Origin of the sequence: Methanocella paludicola SANAE, from assembly GCF_000011005.1 — an archaeon.
GTDB lineage: Archaea > Halobacteriota > Methanocellia > Methanocellales > Methanocellaceae > Methanocella > Methanocella paludicola.
In genome coordinates this window covers 2610861-2625757 of record NC_013665.1, presented here as the reverse complement: position 1 = coordinate 2625757, position 14897 = coordinate 2610861, and the positions used below count along the sequence as shown (strand labels likewise).

Genomic DNA, 14897 nt, shown 5'->3' with positions numbered 1-14897 from the left:
ACATGTACCTGGAACTTTTAAGCGAGGCCCGCTCGCTGATGGAGAAGGCCGTGGCCGGGGCGGGCTACTCGTCGCCGGACATGTACCTGGGAGAGTCGGCGCACGCCGACGTGAGCTCGGCGCTGCCGTTCAGGCTGGGCAAGGAGCTCAAGAAAAATCCCGCGCAGATCGCGAAAGAGATCGTCTCTAAGATGGGCACGAGCGAGCACATCGGAAAGGTGGATGCCGCAGGCCCGTACGTCAATTTTTACGCTAATGAGAAGTACCTGGCAGAGTCTCTGGGCGATATTCTTAAAAAAGGCCGCTCGAGCGTGCTTTTGCCGCCCAAAGGCGTGAAGGTCGTACTGGAGCATACGTCGGCCAATCCGACCGGGCCGCTGCACGTGGGCCGGGGCAGGAACCCCGTCATCGGGGACACGCTGGCCCGGGTCATGCGGAGCGGCGGGTACGACGTGCAGGTGCAGTACTACGTGGACGACATGGGCAAGCAGGAGGCGACCATCGTCTGGGGCTACGATCACCTGGATTCGCTTTCCCTGAAGCCGCCCGAGATAGAGAAGCCCGACCACGCTATAGTTGAGGTTTACCGCGCCGCGACTGACCTGCGGAAGTCGAACGAGGCCGTCGAGAAGGAGATCTCCGAGATACTCAATAAGTACGAGCACATGGATCCCGAAGTGTCCGAGAAGTTCAAGAAAATGGTCAACACCTGCATGGACGGCCAGAAGACGACCCTCGCGAGGATGAACGTCTTCTACGACCTCTTCGTGTGGGAGTCCGGGTTCGTGAAGAACGGCTCGGTGAACGAGATCGTGGAGAGGCTGGCAAAGACGCCCTACGCCGAGCGCAAGGACGGGGCGCTGGCCCTGAATTTGTCGTCGTTCGGCATGGACAAGGACTTCGTGCTCACCCGGGCCGACGGCACCTCGCTCTACACCACCAGGGACATCGCCTACCACATCTGGAAGCTCTCGAACTGCGACGAGGCAGTTAATGTATTGGGCGAGGACCAGAAGCTGGCCATGCAGCGCCTTGACGCAACGCTAAAAATACTGGGCGAGAAGAAGACCCCGCGCATCGTGTTCTACTCGTTCGTTTCGCTACCCGAGGGCCGCATGTCGACCCGCAAGGGCGTCGTCGTCAACCTGGACGACCTCCTGGACGAAGCGGTCGCCAGGGCCTATATCGAGGTCGATAAGCGCCGGAAGGACCTGCCCGAGGACAAGAAGCGGAAGATCGCCGACCTCGTGGGCATCGGCGCCATCCGGTTCGACATAATCCGGGTCGCGCCCGAGAAGTCTATAACGTTCAAGTGGGAGCAGGCCCTGGATTTCGAGAAGCAGGGCGCCCCCTTCATCCAGTACTCCCACGCCCGCACGTGCAGCATTCTCGAGAAAGCAAAGCCCGGCAGCTTCGATGCCACGGTGCTAAAAGAAAAGGAGGAGGCGGCCCTCATCAAGAAGATGGCCATGCTCCCCTACGTCGTGGACGTAGCGTCGAAGGACTTGAAGCCCCACCTGCTGGCGAACTACGCCCGTGAACTGGCAGAGAGCTTCAACCAGTTCTACCGCTTCGTGCCCGTGCTCAGCGCCGAGCCGGAGCTGCGCGAGGCCCGCCTTGCGCTGGTCGATGCGGCGAGGATCACCCTCGCCAACGCGCTCGACCTGCTGGGCATCGCCGCCCCGGAAGAGATGTAAGCCGCTTACGACTTTTAGTCGTCTTACGGCTTACCCGCTCTCTTATTTTTCCAGCTCTTGTAGAAGTTCCAGAGGAACCTCGCCACGAAGTACAGTATCGCGAGCCCGATGGCCAGGTAGAGTATCAGCGGCACCAGGTACCCCGTGACCACGATGAGGGCCCCGATCATCCCTATGAACGCCCGGATGCCCTCCTTGAACGCGGTGTCGATGCCCCAGTCATACTCGACCGTGGGCTGCGGCTCCGCGACGGTGACCGTTATGGTCGAGAAGTCCACCTGGCTGCCTAAGTAGTTAAGCTGCTGCGTCGTGCTCTCGATCTCTCCCCTCACCCTGAACAGCTCCTTCTCTACCGTGAGGATCTCGGTTACGTTCTTGGACATGCCCATGATCTCTGTGAGCTGCTTCTCCTCGGCCTGGAGGTTCTTGAGGCGGGCGCTCAGGTCGATGTACGTCATGGTGACGTCCGACCCGGAGCTCGACTCTGACTTGATCTTGCCGAGCGCTTTTATTTGTGAGAGGACCGACTCGTACTGTGCAGCCGGCACTTTTATGGAGATAGTGGTCTGCTTCTTGTCCGTGCTGGAGAGCCAGGTGCTGGAGGACTGGACATAGCCTCCCGCTCCTGTAGTGATGCTCCTTATGCTGTTGACCACTTTGTCGTGCTCGCTCGTCTCCATCGAGACCGAGGCGGTCATGATGACCTTGCGGTCGTTGACGTTCGTGTAGACGTTGCCTGCGCTCGACGCGGGCATGGGCGTCGCGTACGCTGTCTGGGTGCCGCCATACGCCGGCGTTGCATAGTTACTCGAGCCGTCGGAGTATCCCTTTTCCCCCGTGGATACCGACGGAGTGTTGAAGCCGGATGTGCAGCCCGATAAAAGAACGAACGATACTATGCAGAGTATCGTAAGTGCCATTAATCCCTTTTTAACAGGGAGGTGAGTGTTCATAATACCATATGTGGGCATTTGATTATTTAAAAATGGCTTTGACTGCGAGCAAAATCGTAGCTATTATGCTGAGACAAAGCTTATATACGCTCATGCGTGTTTAGGCATATCGTGGACTCGTGGGGTAGCCAGGATATCCTACCGGGCTTCGGACCCGGAGACCCGCGTTCGAATCGCGGCGAGTCCGCTACTTTTTTGCCATAATGCGCCTCACTGCCTTGTCGATCTCCACAACGATAATGACCGTGAAGGCGACGGGCAGGATCAACAGCCAGTCCTTGAGCCCCAGGGGCGTGGTCCTGAATATGTATTGCAGCGGGGCCCAGTAGATGACGGCGAACTGGGCGATGATCGAGGCGACGATGCTGAAGAACAGGAACGGGTTGGCCAGGGGGTTCATCCTGAAGGCCGACCTGGTCTCCGAGCGGGCGTTGAAGACGTTGAACAATTGATAGAATACCATGACGGTGAGCGCCTCAGTGCGGGCCTTCTCGATACTCGACCCCTGCCCCAGCTCCCAAACGAACAGGGCCAGCGAGCCCGCCGCCAGCACGATGCCGATGACGACCAGCCGCTCCATCATAAGCCTCGAAATGATGGGCTCGTTCCGCGGCCGGGGCTTCTGGTACTCGATGCCCTTCTCCGCCGGCTCGAAAGACATGGCCACGTCCTGCAGGCCGTTGGTAACCAGGTTCATCCAGATTATCTGGGACGGGAGCAGCGGCAGCGGCAGGCGCATGACGAGGGTGGCCAGGATGAAGATGACCTGCCCCAGGCCGCTCGACAGCAAAAATAAGACCACTTTTCGGATGTTGGCGAACACGACGCGGCCCTCTTTCACGGCGGCGAATATGCTCGCGAAGTTATCGTCGGTGATGACCATCTCGGCGGTCTCCTTGGCCGCGTCGGTCCCGCTCTTCCCCATGGCCACGCCGATGTGGGCCGCCTTGAGCGCCGGCGTGTCGTTAACGCCGTCCCCGGTGACGGCCACAATCTCGCCGCGCTTGATCAGCTGCTGGACGATCCGGAGCTTATGGATGGGCGACACCCGGGAAAACACGGACACCCGGCCCACCTGTTCGTATAGCTCCTCGTCCGTCATGGGCTCCAGGTCCTGCCCCGTGAGAACGGCTGCATTCTCGTCGTCCACTATATCCAGCTTCCGCGCGATGGACAGGGCAGTTACCTTGTGGTCTCCCGTGACCATGACCACCCGTATGCCGGACCTCTTCGCCTGCTGGATCGCCTCGTGCACCTCCTCCCGGGGAGGGTCATACATGCCCTGTATGCCCAGGAAGACCGAGCCGCTCTCGAGCATGGACGGCTCGATGCCCGTAACATCGGCCGGGAATTTCTTATACGCCATGGCGAGGATGCGCAGGCCTTCGGAGCCCATGGAATCGTTCTCGGCGGCCACCCGCCCCTTATCAAGTCCCGCCTCCATACCATCTTGACCCAGCTCCCGGTCGCACATGCCCAGGATACGGTCCGGGGCTCCCTTGATGAATGCTATATGCCCTTTTCCATCGGGGTCGCTATGGAGCGTGGCCATGTACATGCGCTCGGACTCGAAGGGTATCTCGTCCACGTCGACGTACTTGACCCTCTCCTCGCCCTCGCGGAAGCCGCCCTTGATAGCGGAGACGATGAGGCTGACCTCGGTCGGGTCCCCCCTCGGGACGTAAGTCTTTTTCTTTTCATCGAACTCCAGGCCCGACTCGTTCGCCATGAGCCCTGCCCTGAGACACATTTCCAGCGCCATGTTCCTTCCGCCGGGACTTCCCGGCACGATCTCCCCGTCCGGGGAGAACCCGGTCCCCGTGACGCTATACAGCCTGCCGCCCGCGAAGATCCTCACCACGGTCATCTCGTTCTTCGTCATCGTGCCCGTCTTATCGGAGGCGATGACCGTCGTGCTGCCCAGCGTCTCCACGGCGTGCAGCCGGCGAAGGATCGCGTTCTTGTCGGCCATGCGCTTGACGCCGATGGCCAGCGTGATGGTGACTACGACGGGAAGGCCCTCGGGGATCGCGCCGACGGCGAGGGCGATGCCCGTGAGCACCATGTCGACCAGCTTCTCACCCATGAAGATGCCGAGAACGACAGCGATGCCGGAAACACCGATGACAGCGATGCCTATCCTCCGGCCCATGTGGTCGAGCTTGGCCTGCAGAGGCGTCACGGCCGACCTGACCCGGGCCACCTCCCTGGAAATGCTGCCGAGCTGCGTCTTCGCGCCGGTCGCCGTCACGATGCCCTGGCCACGGCCGGACACGACCAGGGTGCCCATGAACGCCATGTTTTTCATATCCCCGACCGAAGAGCTCTCCAGGCTCAGGGGGGCCGTCATTTTCCTGGCCGGTATCGACTCCCCGGTCATGGCCGATTCGTCGACTTCCAGGCGGATGATCTCGATGAGCCTCAGGTCGGCGGGGACTCGCGTGCCCGACGTGAGCAGCACGATGTCCCCGGGCACGAGCTCCTCGCCGTCAACTTCCTCCACCCGGCCGTTCCGTATGACCACCGCCTTGGGTGCGGCCAGGCTACGGAGCGCCCGGACCGCCTGCTCTGCCTTGATCTCCTGCGAGAAGCCGATGATGGCGTTCAGCGTGATGACCGTCAGAATTACCCCCGTGTCCACCCAGTCCTGGAGGACTATGGTGATGAAGGCCGCAATGATGAGGATGTAAATGAGCGGGTCGGCGAACTGGTGAATAAAGACCTGTACGGGGCTCGGGCCCTCGGCCTTTTCGAGCACGTTCGGGCCGTACTCCTCCAGCCGCCTCTTAGCCTCTTCGGTCGACAGGCCGGAGCTTCCGGTCCGCAGCTCCTTGAACGTGTCGTCAATGCCCTTCTGGTAAAACATTAAGCGCCCCGCTGTTGCCTACTTCTAAATAGTCATAAAAGCTCGACGGTTAAATAGAAGGCTACAAAAAAGTAAAGGCGGAGGACTATTCGTTGTTGGCGCCGATGGGGCGTGCCCCGCAAAGGCTTATCCTGCTCTTTATAACGTTCCCGGACAGCCCCTCCGGGATGGTGGAGAACACTGTGTCCCCCAGCATCGCCATGGATGCCATGCCGTCGAACGCCTCCACCGCTTCCACCGTATCCAATGCTTTCGGGCTGATGAGCCCGGTATCCACCGAAAATTTACGGGAGAGGCGCATGAACTGCTCGAACGTCGGCTGTCTTAATAGCTCCTTGAGACACTTCTTTCCCGCCTCGTTGATGAGCGCTTTCTCTCTAGGGTCCGAGAGGACGCTCTTCGTCGATATGGGCCCGAAATGGACGCAGTAGATATCCTTCGCCTCGACGGGGATGCGGTCAAGCGTGAAGGGTGCCCCCGGCACAAGGCGGATGACCAGGCCGCCGAGCGTCATGCCGGCCACGTCTCCCAGGCCCGTCCGGTTCTTCACCTCGGCCACGTGGGCGGCATACGAAAGCTCGTTATATGTCTTGCCCAGCCCGAGCGCCCTGTTGACGGCCAGGGCCGTGCTGAACGCCCCGGCGCCGCTGGCGCCGAATCCTCCCCCTACGGGCATGTCCATGTCGCTCTCGACGTGGACGGGCTTATCTGTCAATAGCTCGATGACCGTGCGCGTCGTGGACGCCTCAGAAGGCATGCCATCGACGTATACTTCAGTCGCGTTCGAGGGCCAGGACGCCGTGTGGACGCCCGCCTCCAGCGTGAAGCCGCAGCCGCAGGAGCCCATCTTCAGCGGGTCGGGATCGTCGTGAGCGTAAAAAAAGCCCGTGATATGGGAGGGCGCGAAGGCCTTGCCGATCATTCGAAGTACTCCGACACGGCGTCAATGATCTTCGAGGCCACGACGCTCTTCTTATCCGAGACGTGCTCGATGTTGCCGTCCGGCTTGATGATATATGCCTCGTTATATTCGAGGTCCCTTACCCCGCCGAACTTGTTGGCGACCACCAGGTTCACCATGGAGCGGTCCATCGCCTTCACGGCCCGGTCGATCAGCTCATCGTCGCCCACGGTCTCGGCCTTGAACGCAACTATGAACACTCCAGGATAGTCGTGCCTTACCCGGTCGAGGAGCTTCTCCGCGGGCTTGAGCTTCAGCGTTACCGGCGCTGCGGAGCTGAGCTTTTCGAACGCGGGGTCCACGGTAAAGTCGGAGATGGCCGCCGCGCTGATGTATATGTCGTAGCCGCTCTCCAGCTCCTTCAGGACGGCGTCTTTCATATCGCTAAAGCCGTCGGCGAACACGTCCCTGATGCCCCGGACATTGAGCTTCGAGCGGTGCACCACCGTTACTTCGCCGCCCCTGCGGTAAGCCTCGAGCGCCAGCTCGTCTCCCATGCGTCCCGTGCTCCGGCTCGTGAGCACCCGTATCGGGTCGACCGCCTCGAAGTTGGGGCCGCTGGTGATGAGGACCTTCTTGCCCCTGAGGGGCGACCTTGACAGCGCCCTTTCCACCCTGAGCACGATCTCATCGTTTGGCGGGATCTTGGCGGCGCCTTCCTCGATCTTTGGCATGATGAACGTGATGCCCATGCCTTCCAGCTTCCGAATGTTCTCCTTCACGAGAGGGTGCTCGAACATGGAGCCGTGCATTGCGGGCACGATCATAATGGGCATCTTCGAGCCTATGGCGGTGGTGGCAAAGGTAGTGACCGGCGTATCGTCCACCCCGGAGGCGATCTTGCCGATGGTGTTCGCCGTGCACGGCGCGATAAGCAGCAGGTCGTAGGCCTCCTTACGCTGCCCACAGTAGGCGACGTGCTCCACGTCGCCGGTGATCTCTGTAATAGCCTTCCGGCCGGTCGCATACTCCAGAGCCCACGGATGGATGATGGTTTGTGCCGCCTTACTCATCACGCCCTGCACCTCGGCGCCGTGCCTGATGAGCTCCCGGGCCAGCTTCACAGTCTCTACGGCCGCGATGCTGCCCGTAATGCAAAAGACGATGCGCTTGCCGTCCAGGGAACGGCTCTTCGTGGACTTCAGATCGAGCGTGGGGTGAGAGATATCCATAGCTAAGGCCTCGAATTAATATCGGGGCACGAGAGACATTAACGTTTCTATCGGGCTGACCTAATCTATATATACTTCAAAGTAAGTATGTCGTCACAGTTACCTGAGGCAATCAACATTTTAGGAGTATTATAAATGGTCAAAGGCAAAGATTCCCGCGCCCGGAAGAAGGGCAGCAACCTGAAGGCATGCAGGGAGTGCCACAGCCTCGTCGAAGGCGATGTGTGCCCCATGTGCCAGTCGAGCTCGCTGAGCGAGGACTGGAGCGGCTATTTAGTCATCGTGGACCCGCTGAAGTCCGAGATAGCTAAGCTCATGGGCATCAAGAGGCCCGGCAAGTTCGCGCTGAAGGTGCGATAAAGTTGGCATACCGGCTGACGGCGGCGCTTCGGGACAGGCTGAAAACGCCGTTCGGCAGGCTCTATCGCTGTAAGGACGACGCGTGCCTCAGGGGCGTTGTCGAGAGCTATAAGGGCGCGCCCAAAGTGATCGCCATCGGCGACGTGACCGCGTACCATCTTTTAAAGGCCGGCATCGTGCCGGATATGTGTATCGTCGACGACATGACCATGCGCCTTCCCGTGGCCCACGAGGTCAGGAAGGGCACGGCCCACGAGTCGTTCGTCGATATCGTCGTCAAGAACCCTGCGGGTGTCATCACGCAGGAGCTCATCGACGCCATTAAGAATAACATGGCCTCCCCGAGGCCCGTGCGCATTTTCGTGGACGGCGAGGAGGACCTGGCGGTCATACCCGCGTGCGAGTACGCGCCCGCCGGCTCACTAGTATTATACGGCCAGCCAAAGGAGGGCGTCGTGGCCGTCGAGGTCACGCCCGAGAAGAAGCGCGAGACACTGTCGCTCATGGAACAGATGGTACGGAGTAATAACTCCGTGACGGAGTAGCGCTCAGGCCAGTAAAATTATATATACATTGTACGCCCGTAATATGAAAACACAACTGGAGCAATCTGGTGATAGAAATGGACATAAAAGTACTTGAAGAGAAGAAGAACCCTCTCCTGCAGAGGCGCGAGGTCAAGTTCAGCGTCTCCCACAACCTGGGCACCCCGTCCAGGGAGGAGATCAAGGCGAAGATCGCCGCCTACCTGAACTCGAAGCCGGAACTGGTCATCGTCGACCACATGAGGTCCGATTTCGGCAGGCGCGAGACCAAGGGCTACGCCAAGATCTACGAGACCGAAGAGCACATGAAGAAGACCGAGACCGAGCATATCGTGCAGCGGAACGCCAAGAAAGAGCCGAAGAAAGAAGGCGAAGAAGAGAAGAAGTAAGTGAGGCTTGAACATGGCAGATAAGAAACCAGCAGCAGCACCTGCAAAGGGCGGCGCAAAGGGCGGCGCAAAGGGCGGCGCTAAGGGCAAGGGCCTGAAGTCCCGCATGTATGAAGTGAAAGAGGGTAAGGTCGTGCGCAAGGGCCAGTCGTGCCCGAGGTGCGGCGACGGCGTATTCCTCGCGAGCCACGCGGACCGTTTATCGTGCGGCAAGTGCGGCTATACCGAGTACAAGAAGAAGTAGATCAGACGTAGAGTATTTGTGGCCATAACTATCACCGACGAGGACGCTCCCCCGAGTCGGGTGATGATTATAGGTGCGTCGTCTATATGGGCAGGTATTACCCCGTATATGGCGGCGCGCAAAAACCTTTTATCATTCGCTATTTAGTTAAATTGACTCTTCCGCGGTTTTGTGATGAATGTTTTTTTTATTCTTTTCTAGTTATGCCGTCGTTGAGTGGTCCAACCACAGGGGCACGGAGCGCACGGGAGTTTCACAGAGTTTTCTTATAATTTGAGACCCAGAGAGCTCAGAGGCCGGTTTATTAGTTTGCCTGGGGCACAGAGTTTATTGAGGCTCGGTTGACCAATAAACAATAATGCGGTTTATCCTCGGCAGTGCCTCTTTCAACTCCGTGCCCCGGGAATGTTATAAACCCGTACTCCGTGGCCTCTGGGTCTCCATTTATAAGAAAACTCCGTGAAACTCAGCGCTCTCCGTGCCCCTGTGGTTGGAATACTCAACGACGGCATAACATAAAAACGAGCGAAGGCATCAGCCAAAGCAATATATCATCCCAAAAACACACAAGAACCGTTAAATTTAAAAATAAGAAAAAGTTATGTCGTGCTCTGGGGCACTTTACCGTTAGACGACGCTATGACTTTGGCCATCTCCCGGTTAAAGTAGTCCACGACCTCTTTACCCTCGATGAACACGAGGCCGTGCTTCTTGCCGTAGGCGATGGCGTCCTGTTTCTTGAGGGCCTTGCCGGTCTCGCCGTCGAGCATCTCGCACATGACCATGGCGGGGGTGATGTTGGCCGCCCTCGCCAGGACGATGGAGAGCTCGGTCTGGCCTCTCCGGTCTTTCAGCAGGCCGGGGGCCGCCCTTAGCAGGGGCATGTGGCCGGGGGAGCGGAACTCGGCGCCGAAGTTGACCTTGTTGCCGTTCATGGCCTTCTTCGTGATCTCTCCAAGCTTTGTGATCGTGAGCGAGCGGTCGTTATCGGTGATGCCCGTGAAGGTCTTCCGGTGGTTCACCCACAGCGAGAACGACGACTTCGCGTCGTAGGGGATGTCGCCAACGCGCTCATAGATCGACTCGATGGCCTTGAACCCGTTGCCGGAGTTGCCCGCGAACCGCAGCACGTCCACGATGTATGGGATGCCGATCCTGTCACAAATGATAGGATCGATGGCCGTGCAGATCAGGCCGCCGGCGTCACGCCTGAGGCGGTATACTTCCTTAGGCGTGGTGTGCTCGGCAGGTATCACGATATCGGTCTCGGTCTCACGATCGTCAAAGTCGTATAAGAGTATGGGCTGCCCGTCCTGTAGTGCCTTGATCGCTTCTTGAATCATTCCAGTGTCACCTCTACCTCGTCCCCGTCTTTGAGGCCAAGCGTTTTCCTCAGGTTCACGGGCGCGATGATCTCGACTAAATTCAAGGGATAGCTCGAGCGGTCCGGGCGGATGATGGCCGCCTTGACCCCGCCGATGGTCACGGGATAGCACTTGCCGCCGCCGAAGGTCCTGGCCGCATCCTTGAAGCCGATGATGCTGACGGCTGACGAGTCGTGCTGGGCGAAGGGCTCTTTCAGCTGTAAGTTCAGCGTGCCCGGGTAGGGCTCGAAGCCCAGCTTTTTCATGAACTGGTCCCGGTAGCCGTCCAGCGAAATATAGTACTGGCCCTCGCCGAGGCCCGTCGTGACCCGGCCCTTAAAGCGCTGCTCGTGCGCGTCCTCGAAGATCTTCTTATAGTCCATGAATTCGGACTTGAGCCTCGAGACGCCCCGGTCGGTGAGGCGCACGTCCTGGCCCTCGGTGGTGACCGTCCTCCGGATGTACCCCTGCTTCTCGAGGTGCACGAGGCGGCGGGCCGCCGTCTGGGGGCTCATGCCGATGGTCGAGCCCAGCCTGGTCGACGAAAGGCTGACCTGGCCTTTTACGGCGCCCATGAGCGCGAGCCGCTTCAGTATCTCGACTTCCATGTGGTCCCTCAAATTTAAGATGCTTGTCATGTATGATAAGCGAATATATAATGTTTCTCGTTTGCCGGATCGCCTCAGAAAAATTTATTTTACATGCCCCATCATTTACGGTGCACGAGCAGGTATACGGATGGACGTAACACTATTCAGGAACATCAGCATATTACTGGCATTTGCGATAGCCGTGCTCCTCATCTGCTACCGTTTCAAGATACCCGAGATCATCGGCTTCCTCCTCACGGGCATCATGGCCGGCCCCTACGGGCTCGGCATCTTCACCAACATGCAGGAGATCGATTTTCTCGCCGAGATCGGCGTCGTGCTGCTGCTGTTCACCATCGGCATCGAGTTCTCCTTCAAGAACCTGATCGAGCTAAAGAAACAGTTCTTCGTCGGCGGCACGCTGCAGGTGCTTCTCACGTTCGCGGCCACCTTCCTCATCACAATGGCCCTCGGCGTATCGCTGAACACCGCCATAATGGCCGGATTTTTAGTGTCGCTGAGCAGCACGGCCATCGTGCTCCGGCTTCTCCAGGAAAAGGACGAGATGGACACACCCCACGGGCGCATCATCGTCGGCATACTGATCTTCCAGGACATCGTGTCGGTCCTCATGATGCTCCTCATACCGTTCCTGTCCGGCAGCTCGAGCACCCTGCTCCAGTCGATCCCGCTGCTCCTCGTGGAGGTGGTCGGCCTCGTCGTACTGGTGATCGTCGGCACGGTCTGGCTGGTGCCCAAGGTCCTGTACAGGGTGGCCAGGACAAGGAGCCAGGAGCTGTTCATGCTGAGCGTCGTCGTGCTTTTACTCGCGATGGCCTGGCTGACCTCGAGCATCGGCCTCTCGCTCGCGCTGGGAGCGTTCCTGGCCGGCTTAATTATTTCAGAATCGCAATATAGCACACAGGCGCTGGGGGGTATCCTGCCCTTCCGATACGTGTTCACCAGCTTCTTCTTCGTCTCTATCGGCATGCTGCTGGACGTCCAGTTCGTGCTGGACAACCCCGCGGTCATTCTCCTGGCTGTCGTCGCCGTCCTCGTGGTCAAGGCTATCCTGGCCGGCGGCACGGCGATCGCCCTGGGATACCAGATGAGGACCGCCGTGCTGACGGGGTTCGCGCTGTCCCAGGTCGGGGAGTTCTCGTTCATCCTCTCGAAGCTCGGCGTCGACACCGGATTATTGAGCCAGGACATGTACCAGTTCTTCCTGGCCACGTCCATCCTGACCATGGCGCTGTCGCCCTTCCTGATCAACTTCTCCCCTCGCGTCTCCGACGTAATTTGTAAGCTGCCCCTGCCGCAGCGCTTCATCGAAAACTCGTGCGATATACGATCGGCGAAGATGACTGCGAATGACCATCTCGTGATCATCGGCTACGGCCTCAACGGCCGGAACCTGGCACGGGCGGCGAAGGCGGCCAGCGTGCCTTACGTTATCATCGAGATGAACCCCGATACGGTCGCCGTCGAAAAGGAAAAAGGCGAGCCCATCCATTACGGGGATGCCACGAACGAGAAGGTGCTCGAGCACGCCAACGTCCCGTATGCCCGGGTCGCGGTGATCGCGATATCTGACGCTAACGCCACCCGGAGGATCACGGCTGCAGTCCGGGAGATGAGCCCCAAGGTGCACATCATCGTGAGGACGCGCTACCTTAAAGAGATGGGGCCGCTGTACGACATGGGCGCCAACGAGGTCGTGCCCGAGGAGTTCGAGACTTCGCTCGAAATATTCGCCAGGGTCCTGAAAAAGTACCTGGTGCCCCGGGAGAGCGTGGACACCATGACCGCGGAGCTCCGCTCGGAGAGCTACGAGGCGCTCCGGAAGAGGCCGAACGGCTACGTGCTGTCGGACCTCGATACTCCGGCCTGGAACGTGGAGGTCAGCACGATCCAGGTCAAGGAGGGCGCGGCCGCTTCCGGCAAGACCATCAAGGACGTCGAGCTGAGGAAGAAGTACGGCGTTACTGTGCTGCTGTTGAAGAGGGGAGCCGAGACGATCTATAACCCTGATGCCGATACCCGACTGATGCCCGGCGACTGGCTCTTCGTGTTCGGCGAGCCCGCTAAATTATCCGGGGCGTCGGCGCTGTTCGGGCGCCCCGCCTGATGGCACGGTTTTTAAGGCACTAAGCTTACGGAGGCACTATTTTTACCACAATGGCACGAAGCGCACCAAGTTTCACAAAGCTTTCTTTTTAATTTGAGTCACTAAGGCCACTGAGAAGGCTTTTTGGGTTAAGAGGCACAAAGGGGACAATGACACGATGGCAAAAAGTGTTCGCATGTTCATTCATTGTGCCATTGTATCCTTTGTGCCCTGACGCCAATGAACCGTTCTTTGTGACCTCTGTCCCTCCATCTAAAAAAAAGTCTTAGTGAGCCTTCGTGAACTCCGTGCCATTGTGGTGAGAATAGTGCCTCTGTACTCTTTGTGCCTCAAAGTGGAGCAGATCAACTTAGCTTTATAAATCGCAACAATATCAAGCGATTATTATACAAGCAATGACCAGATAAATAGCAAAGAAGCCATCAAAGCCCGAATATCCGCCTGGCGTTAAGCTCGCCAACAAGTCTTATTTTATCTTCGTCCGCCTTACGCAGCCTGAGAAGGAGCACAGTGCGGGGCACGCCCAGCACGTCCGTGGGGTTCGACGAGGCGTCGGTGTTCAGCACCAGCATGCCAGCATCATAATGCTCGACGATATCGGCCGCCTGCGACGGTGTGAGCTTCGACGGCTGGACCGTGAGCCCGGCGTTGTAGCCCCCGTCCAGTATGAGGGCGACCGTGCCCCCGTCAGCGTGGTCGACGATGACCTTCTTCTTATCGAGAGGGCGCGTGGAAAGGATGTCCAGTATGTCCCGGGTGACCATTAGCTTATTCGACCGGGGCGTATGGACGATGATCGGCAGGCGATACTTCACCGAGAGGTCAAGCTGCCGCTCCAGCAGCCCTATCTCGAACGGGCTGCCCGTCTCGAGGCCCGTCTCCCCCAGGGCGACGGCCTTCCTGTCGCCCCTCACGAGATAAGACTCGAGCAAAGCAAGGCATTTATCGGGGTCATCCGGCTTGATCCGCGGGTGCAGCCCAAGGCACACGTGAAGATGGGGGCCTGACTTCTCGACGCGTTCCCTTTCGGCGAATAATCGCTCGAAGTGGTCCCTGAGAACGACGCTGGAGCTCATGCGCATCGGGTCATGGGCGAGCGTTAGCACATCGGTGATGCCGGCCAGGGCCATGGCCTCGAAATCCTCGTAGGGCCGGGTATCCACGTGGGTATGAGTGTCGATCATTCCATATCGTATATGGCAGGTACACGAATATGTTTTGCGATTAACGATTTAATCCTGCGCCATGACTCCTTTTTGATGCAGCTTGTGGACAGGCGATGCAGGCCGTGTATGGGAGAGAATGAGCGACCTCTCGCGGAGAAAGACGCGCTCGACTTACTCAAGGAGCTTCCCGGCTGGAGGATAGAGAACGGCCGCCTGCTGATGAACTACGAGTTCGGCACGTTCATGGAGGCCGTCTCTTTCCTGAATAAGATAGCGGTCATCGCCGCCGAGGAGGAGCACACGCCGGACGTGTGCATCGAGGACTATAACAAAATGCGGCTTTCGCTCTATACGTACTGCTGCGGAGGCCTCACAGAGAACGACTTCATCCTGGCGGCGAAGATGGGGAAAGCTTACGATAGTCAAAAACGCTGGAGATAAAAAATAAGGACGAGGGCGGAG

The 14897-nt window shown here is 58.7% G+C and carries 14 protein-coding genes and 1 tRNA gene; 8 read left to right on the top strand and 7 right to left on the bottom strand.

The window, feature by feature from the left end; translation table 11 throughout:
• Window positions 1-2: 2 nt before the first annotated feature.
• Entirely contained in the window at window positions 3-1697 is a 1695-nt protein-coding gene (argS, locus tag MCP_RS13610; RefSeq protein WP_012901425.1) for an arginine--tRNA ligase, read from the top strand.
• Between the two features lie 23 nt (window positions 1698-1720).
• On the opposite strand, the gene MCP_RS13605 is transcribed toward argS, so the two are convergent.
• Entirely contained in the window at window positions 1721-2650 is a 930-nt protein-coding gene (locus MCP_RS13605) for a DUF4349 domain-containing protein (RefSeq protein ID WP_128860080.1), read from the bottom strand.
• Between the two features lie 113 nt (window positions 2651-2763).
• Here MCP_RS13605 and MCP_RS13600 point away from each other — a divergent pair.
• A tRNA-Arg gene (locus MCP_RS13600) sits at window positions 2764-2837 on the top strand.
• Here MCP_RS13600 and MCP_RS13595 read toward each other — a convergent pair.
• The 3 genes from MCP_RS13595 to coaBC all read right to left on the bottom strand — a co-directional run bounded on the left by MCP_RS13595 (window position 2838) and on the right by coaBC (window position 7649).
• Window positions 2838-5516, bottom strand: a complete 2679-nt coding sequence (locus MCP_RS13595) for a cation-translocating P-type ATPase (RefSeq protein WP_012901423.1) — start codon at window positions 5514-5516, stop codon at window positions 2838-2840.
• An 85-nt stretch (window positions 5517-5601) separates the two neighbouring features.
• On the bottom strand, window positions 5602-6438 hold the full coding sequence (locus tag MCP_RS13590) for a pantoate kinase (RefSeq protein ID WP_012901422.1): 837 nt from the start codon (window positions 6436-6438) through the stop codon (window positions 5602-5604).
• Complete coding sequence (gene coaBC, locus MCP_RS13585) at window positions 6435-7649, bottom strand: bifunctional phosphopantothenoylcysteine decarboxylase/phosphopantothenate--cysteine ligase CoaBC (RefSeq protein WP_012901421.1); 1215 nt, start codon at window positions 7647-7649, stop codon at window positions 6435-6437. The genes MCP_RS13590 and coaBC overlap by 4 nt, the downstream gene beginning before the upstream one ends.
• Before the next feature lie 135 nt (window positions 7650-7784).
• Between coaBC and spt4 the strand changes: the two genes are divergently transcribed.
• The 4 genes from spt4 to MCP_RS16260 all read left to right on the top strand — a co-directional run bounded on the left by spt4 (window position 7785) and on the right by MCP_RS16260 (window position 9187).
• Window positions 7785-8009, top strand: a complete 225-nt coding sequence (gene spt4, locus MCP_RS13580) for a transcription elongation factor subunit Spt4 (protein WP_012901420.1) — start codon at window positions 7785-7787, stop codon at window positions 8007-8009.
• 2 nt (window positions 8010-8011) lie between these two features.
• On the top strand, window positions 8012-8554 hold the full coding sequence (locus MCP_RS13575; protein ID WP_012901419.1) for a GTP-dependent dephospho-CoA kinase family protein: 543 nt from the start codon (window positions 8012-8014) through the stop codon (window positions 8552-8554).
• 77 nt (window positions 8555-8631) lie between these two features.
• Window positions 8632-8943 (top strand): 30S ribosomal protein S24e, encoded by a 312-nt coding sequence (locus MCP_RS13570; protein WP_012901418.1) that lies wholly within the window; start codon window positions 8632-8634, stop codon window positions 8941-8943.
• Between the two features lie 94 nt (window positions 8944-9037).
• A complete protein-coding gene (locus tag MCP_RS16260; RefSeq protein ID WP_394296156.1) occupies window positions 9038-9187 on the top strand; it encodes a 30S ribosomal protein S27ae in 150 nt (49 codons plus the stop codon).
• A 599-nt stretch (window positions 9188-9786) separates the two neighbouring features.
• Here the strand turns inward: MCP_RS16260 and ribB are convergent.
• Complete coding sequence (gene ribB, locus MCP_RS13560; RefSeq protein ID WP_012901416.1) at window positions 9787-10530, bottom strand: 3,4-dihydroxy-2-butanone-4-phosphate synthase; 744 nt, start codon at window positions 10528-10530, stop codon at window positions 9787-9789.
• Window positions 10527-11159, bottom strand: a complete 633-nt coding sequence (locus tag MCP_RS13555; protein WP_012901415.1) for a DUF120 domain-containing protein — start codon at window positions 11157-11159, stop codon at window positions 10527-10529. The genes ribB and MCP_RS13555 overlap by 4 nt, the downstream gene beginning before the upstream one ends.
• Window positions 11160-11289: 130 nt before the next feature.
• Between MCP_RS13555 and MCP_RS13550 the strand changes: the two genes are divergently transcribed.
• Complete coding sequence (locus MCP_RS13550) at window positions 11290-13269, top strand: monovalent cation:proton antiporter family protein (protein ID WP_012901414.1); 1980 nt, start codon at window positions 11290-11292, stop codon at window positions 13267-13269.
• Window positions 13270-13691: 422 nt separating this feature from the next.
• Here the strand turns inward: MCP_RS13550 and MCP_RS13545 are convergent, their stop codons facing one another.
• The gene (locus MCP_RS13545; RefSeq protein WP_012901413.1) at window positions 13692-14453 is read right to left on the bottom strand and encodes a TatD family hydrolase; all 762 of its coding nucleotides are present in this window, start codon (window positions 14451-14453) and stop codon (window positions 13692-13694) included.
• 75 nt (window positions 14454-14528) lie between these two features.
• On the opposite strand from MCP_RS13545, the gene MCP_RS13540 reads away from it, so the two are divergent.
• Entirely contained in the window at window positions 14529-14876 is a 348-nt protein-coding gene (locus MCP_RS13540) for a 4a-hydroxytetrahydrobiopterin dehydratase (RefSeq protein ID WP_012901412.1), read from the top strand.
• Window positions 14877-14897: the final 21 nt, after the last annotated feature.

Bases quoted from the DNA above. Each gene is read 5' to 3' on its own strand.
- argS (WP_012901425.1), top strand. From the start codon at position 3: ATGTACCTGGAACTTTTAAGCGAGGCCCGCTCGCTGATGGAGAAGGCC.
- MCP_RS13605 (WP_128860080.1), bottom strand. From the start codon at position 2,650: ATGAACACTCACCTCCCTGTTAAAAAGGGATTAATGGCACTTACGATA.
- MCP_RS13595 (WP_012901423.1), bottom strand. From the start codon at position 5,516: ATGTTTTACCAGAAGGGCATTGACGACACGTTCAAGGAGCTGCGGACC.
- MCP_RS13590 (WP_012901422.1), bottom strand. From the start codon at position 6,438: ATGATCGGCAAGGCCTTCGCGCCCTCCCATATCACGGGCTTTTTTTAC.
- coaBC (WP_012901421.1), bottom strand. From the start codon at position 7,649: ATGGATATCTCTCACCCCACGCTCGATCTGAAGTCCACGAAGAGCCGT.
- spt4 (WP_012901420.1), top strand. From the start codon at position 7,785: ATGGTCAAAGGCAAAGATTCCCGCGCCCGGAAGAAGGGCAGCAACCTG.
- MCP_RS13570 (WP_012901418.1), top strand. From the start codon at position 8,632: ATGGACATAAAAGTACTTGAAGAGAAGAAGAACCCTCTCCTGCAGAGG.
- ribB (WP_012901416.1), bottom strand. From the start codon at position 10,530: ATGATTCAAGAAGCGATCAAGGCACTACAGGACGGGCAGCCCATACTC.
- MCP_RS13555 (WP_012901415.1), bottom strand. From the start codon at position 11,159: ATGGAAGTCGAGATACTGAAGCGGCTCGCGCTCATGGGCGCCGTAAAA.
- MCP_RS13550 (WP_012901414.1), top strand. From the start codon at position 11,290: ATGGACGTAACACTATTCAGGAACATCAGCATATTACTGGCATTTGCG.
- MCP_RS13545 (WP_012901413.1), bottom strand. From the start codon at position 14,453: ATGATCGACACTCATACCCACGTGGATACCCGGCCCTACGAGGATTTC.
- MCP_RS13540 (WP_012901412.1), top strand. From the start codon at position 14,529: ATGCAGCTTGTGGACAGGCGATGCAGGCCGTGTATGGGAGAGAATGAG.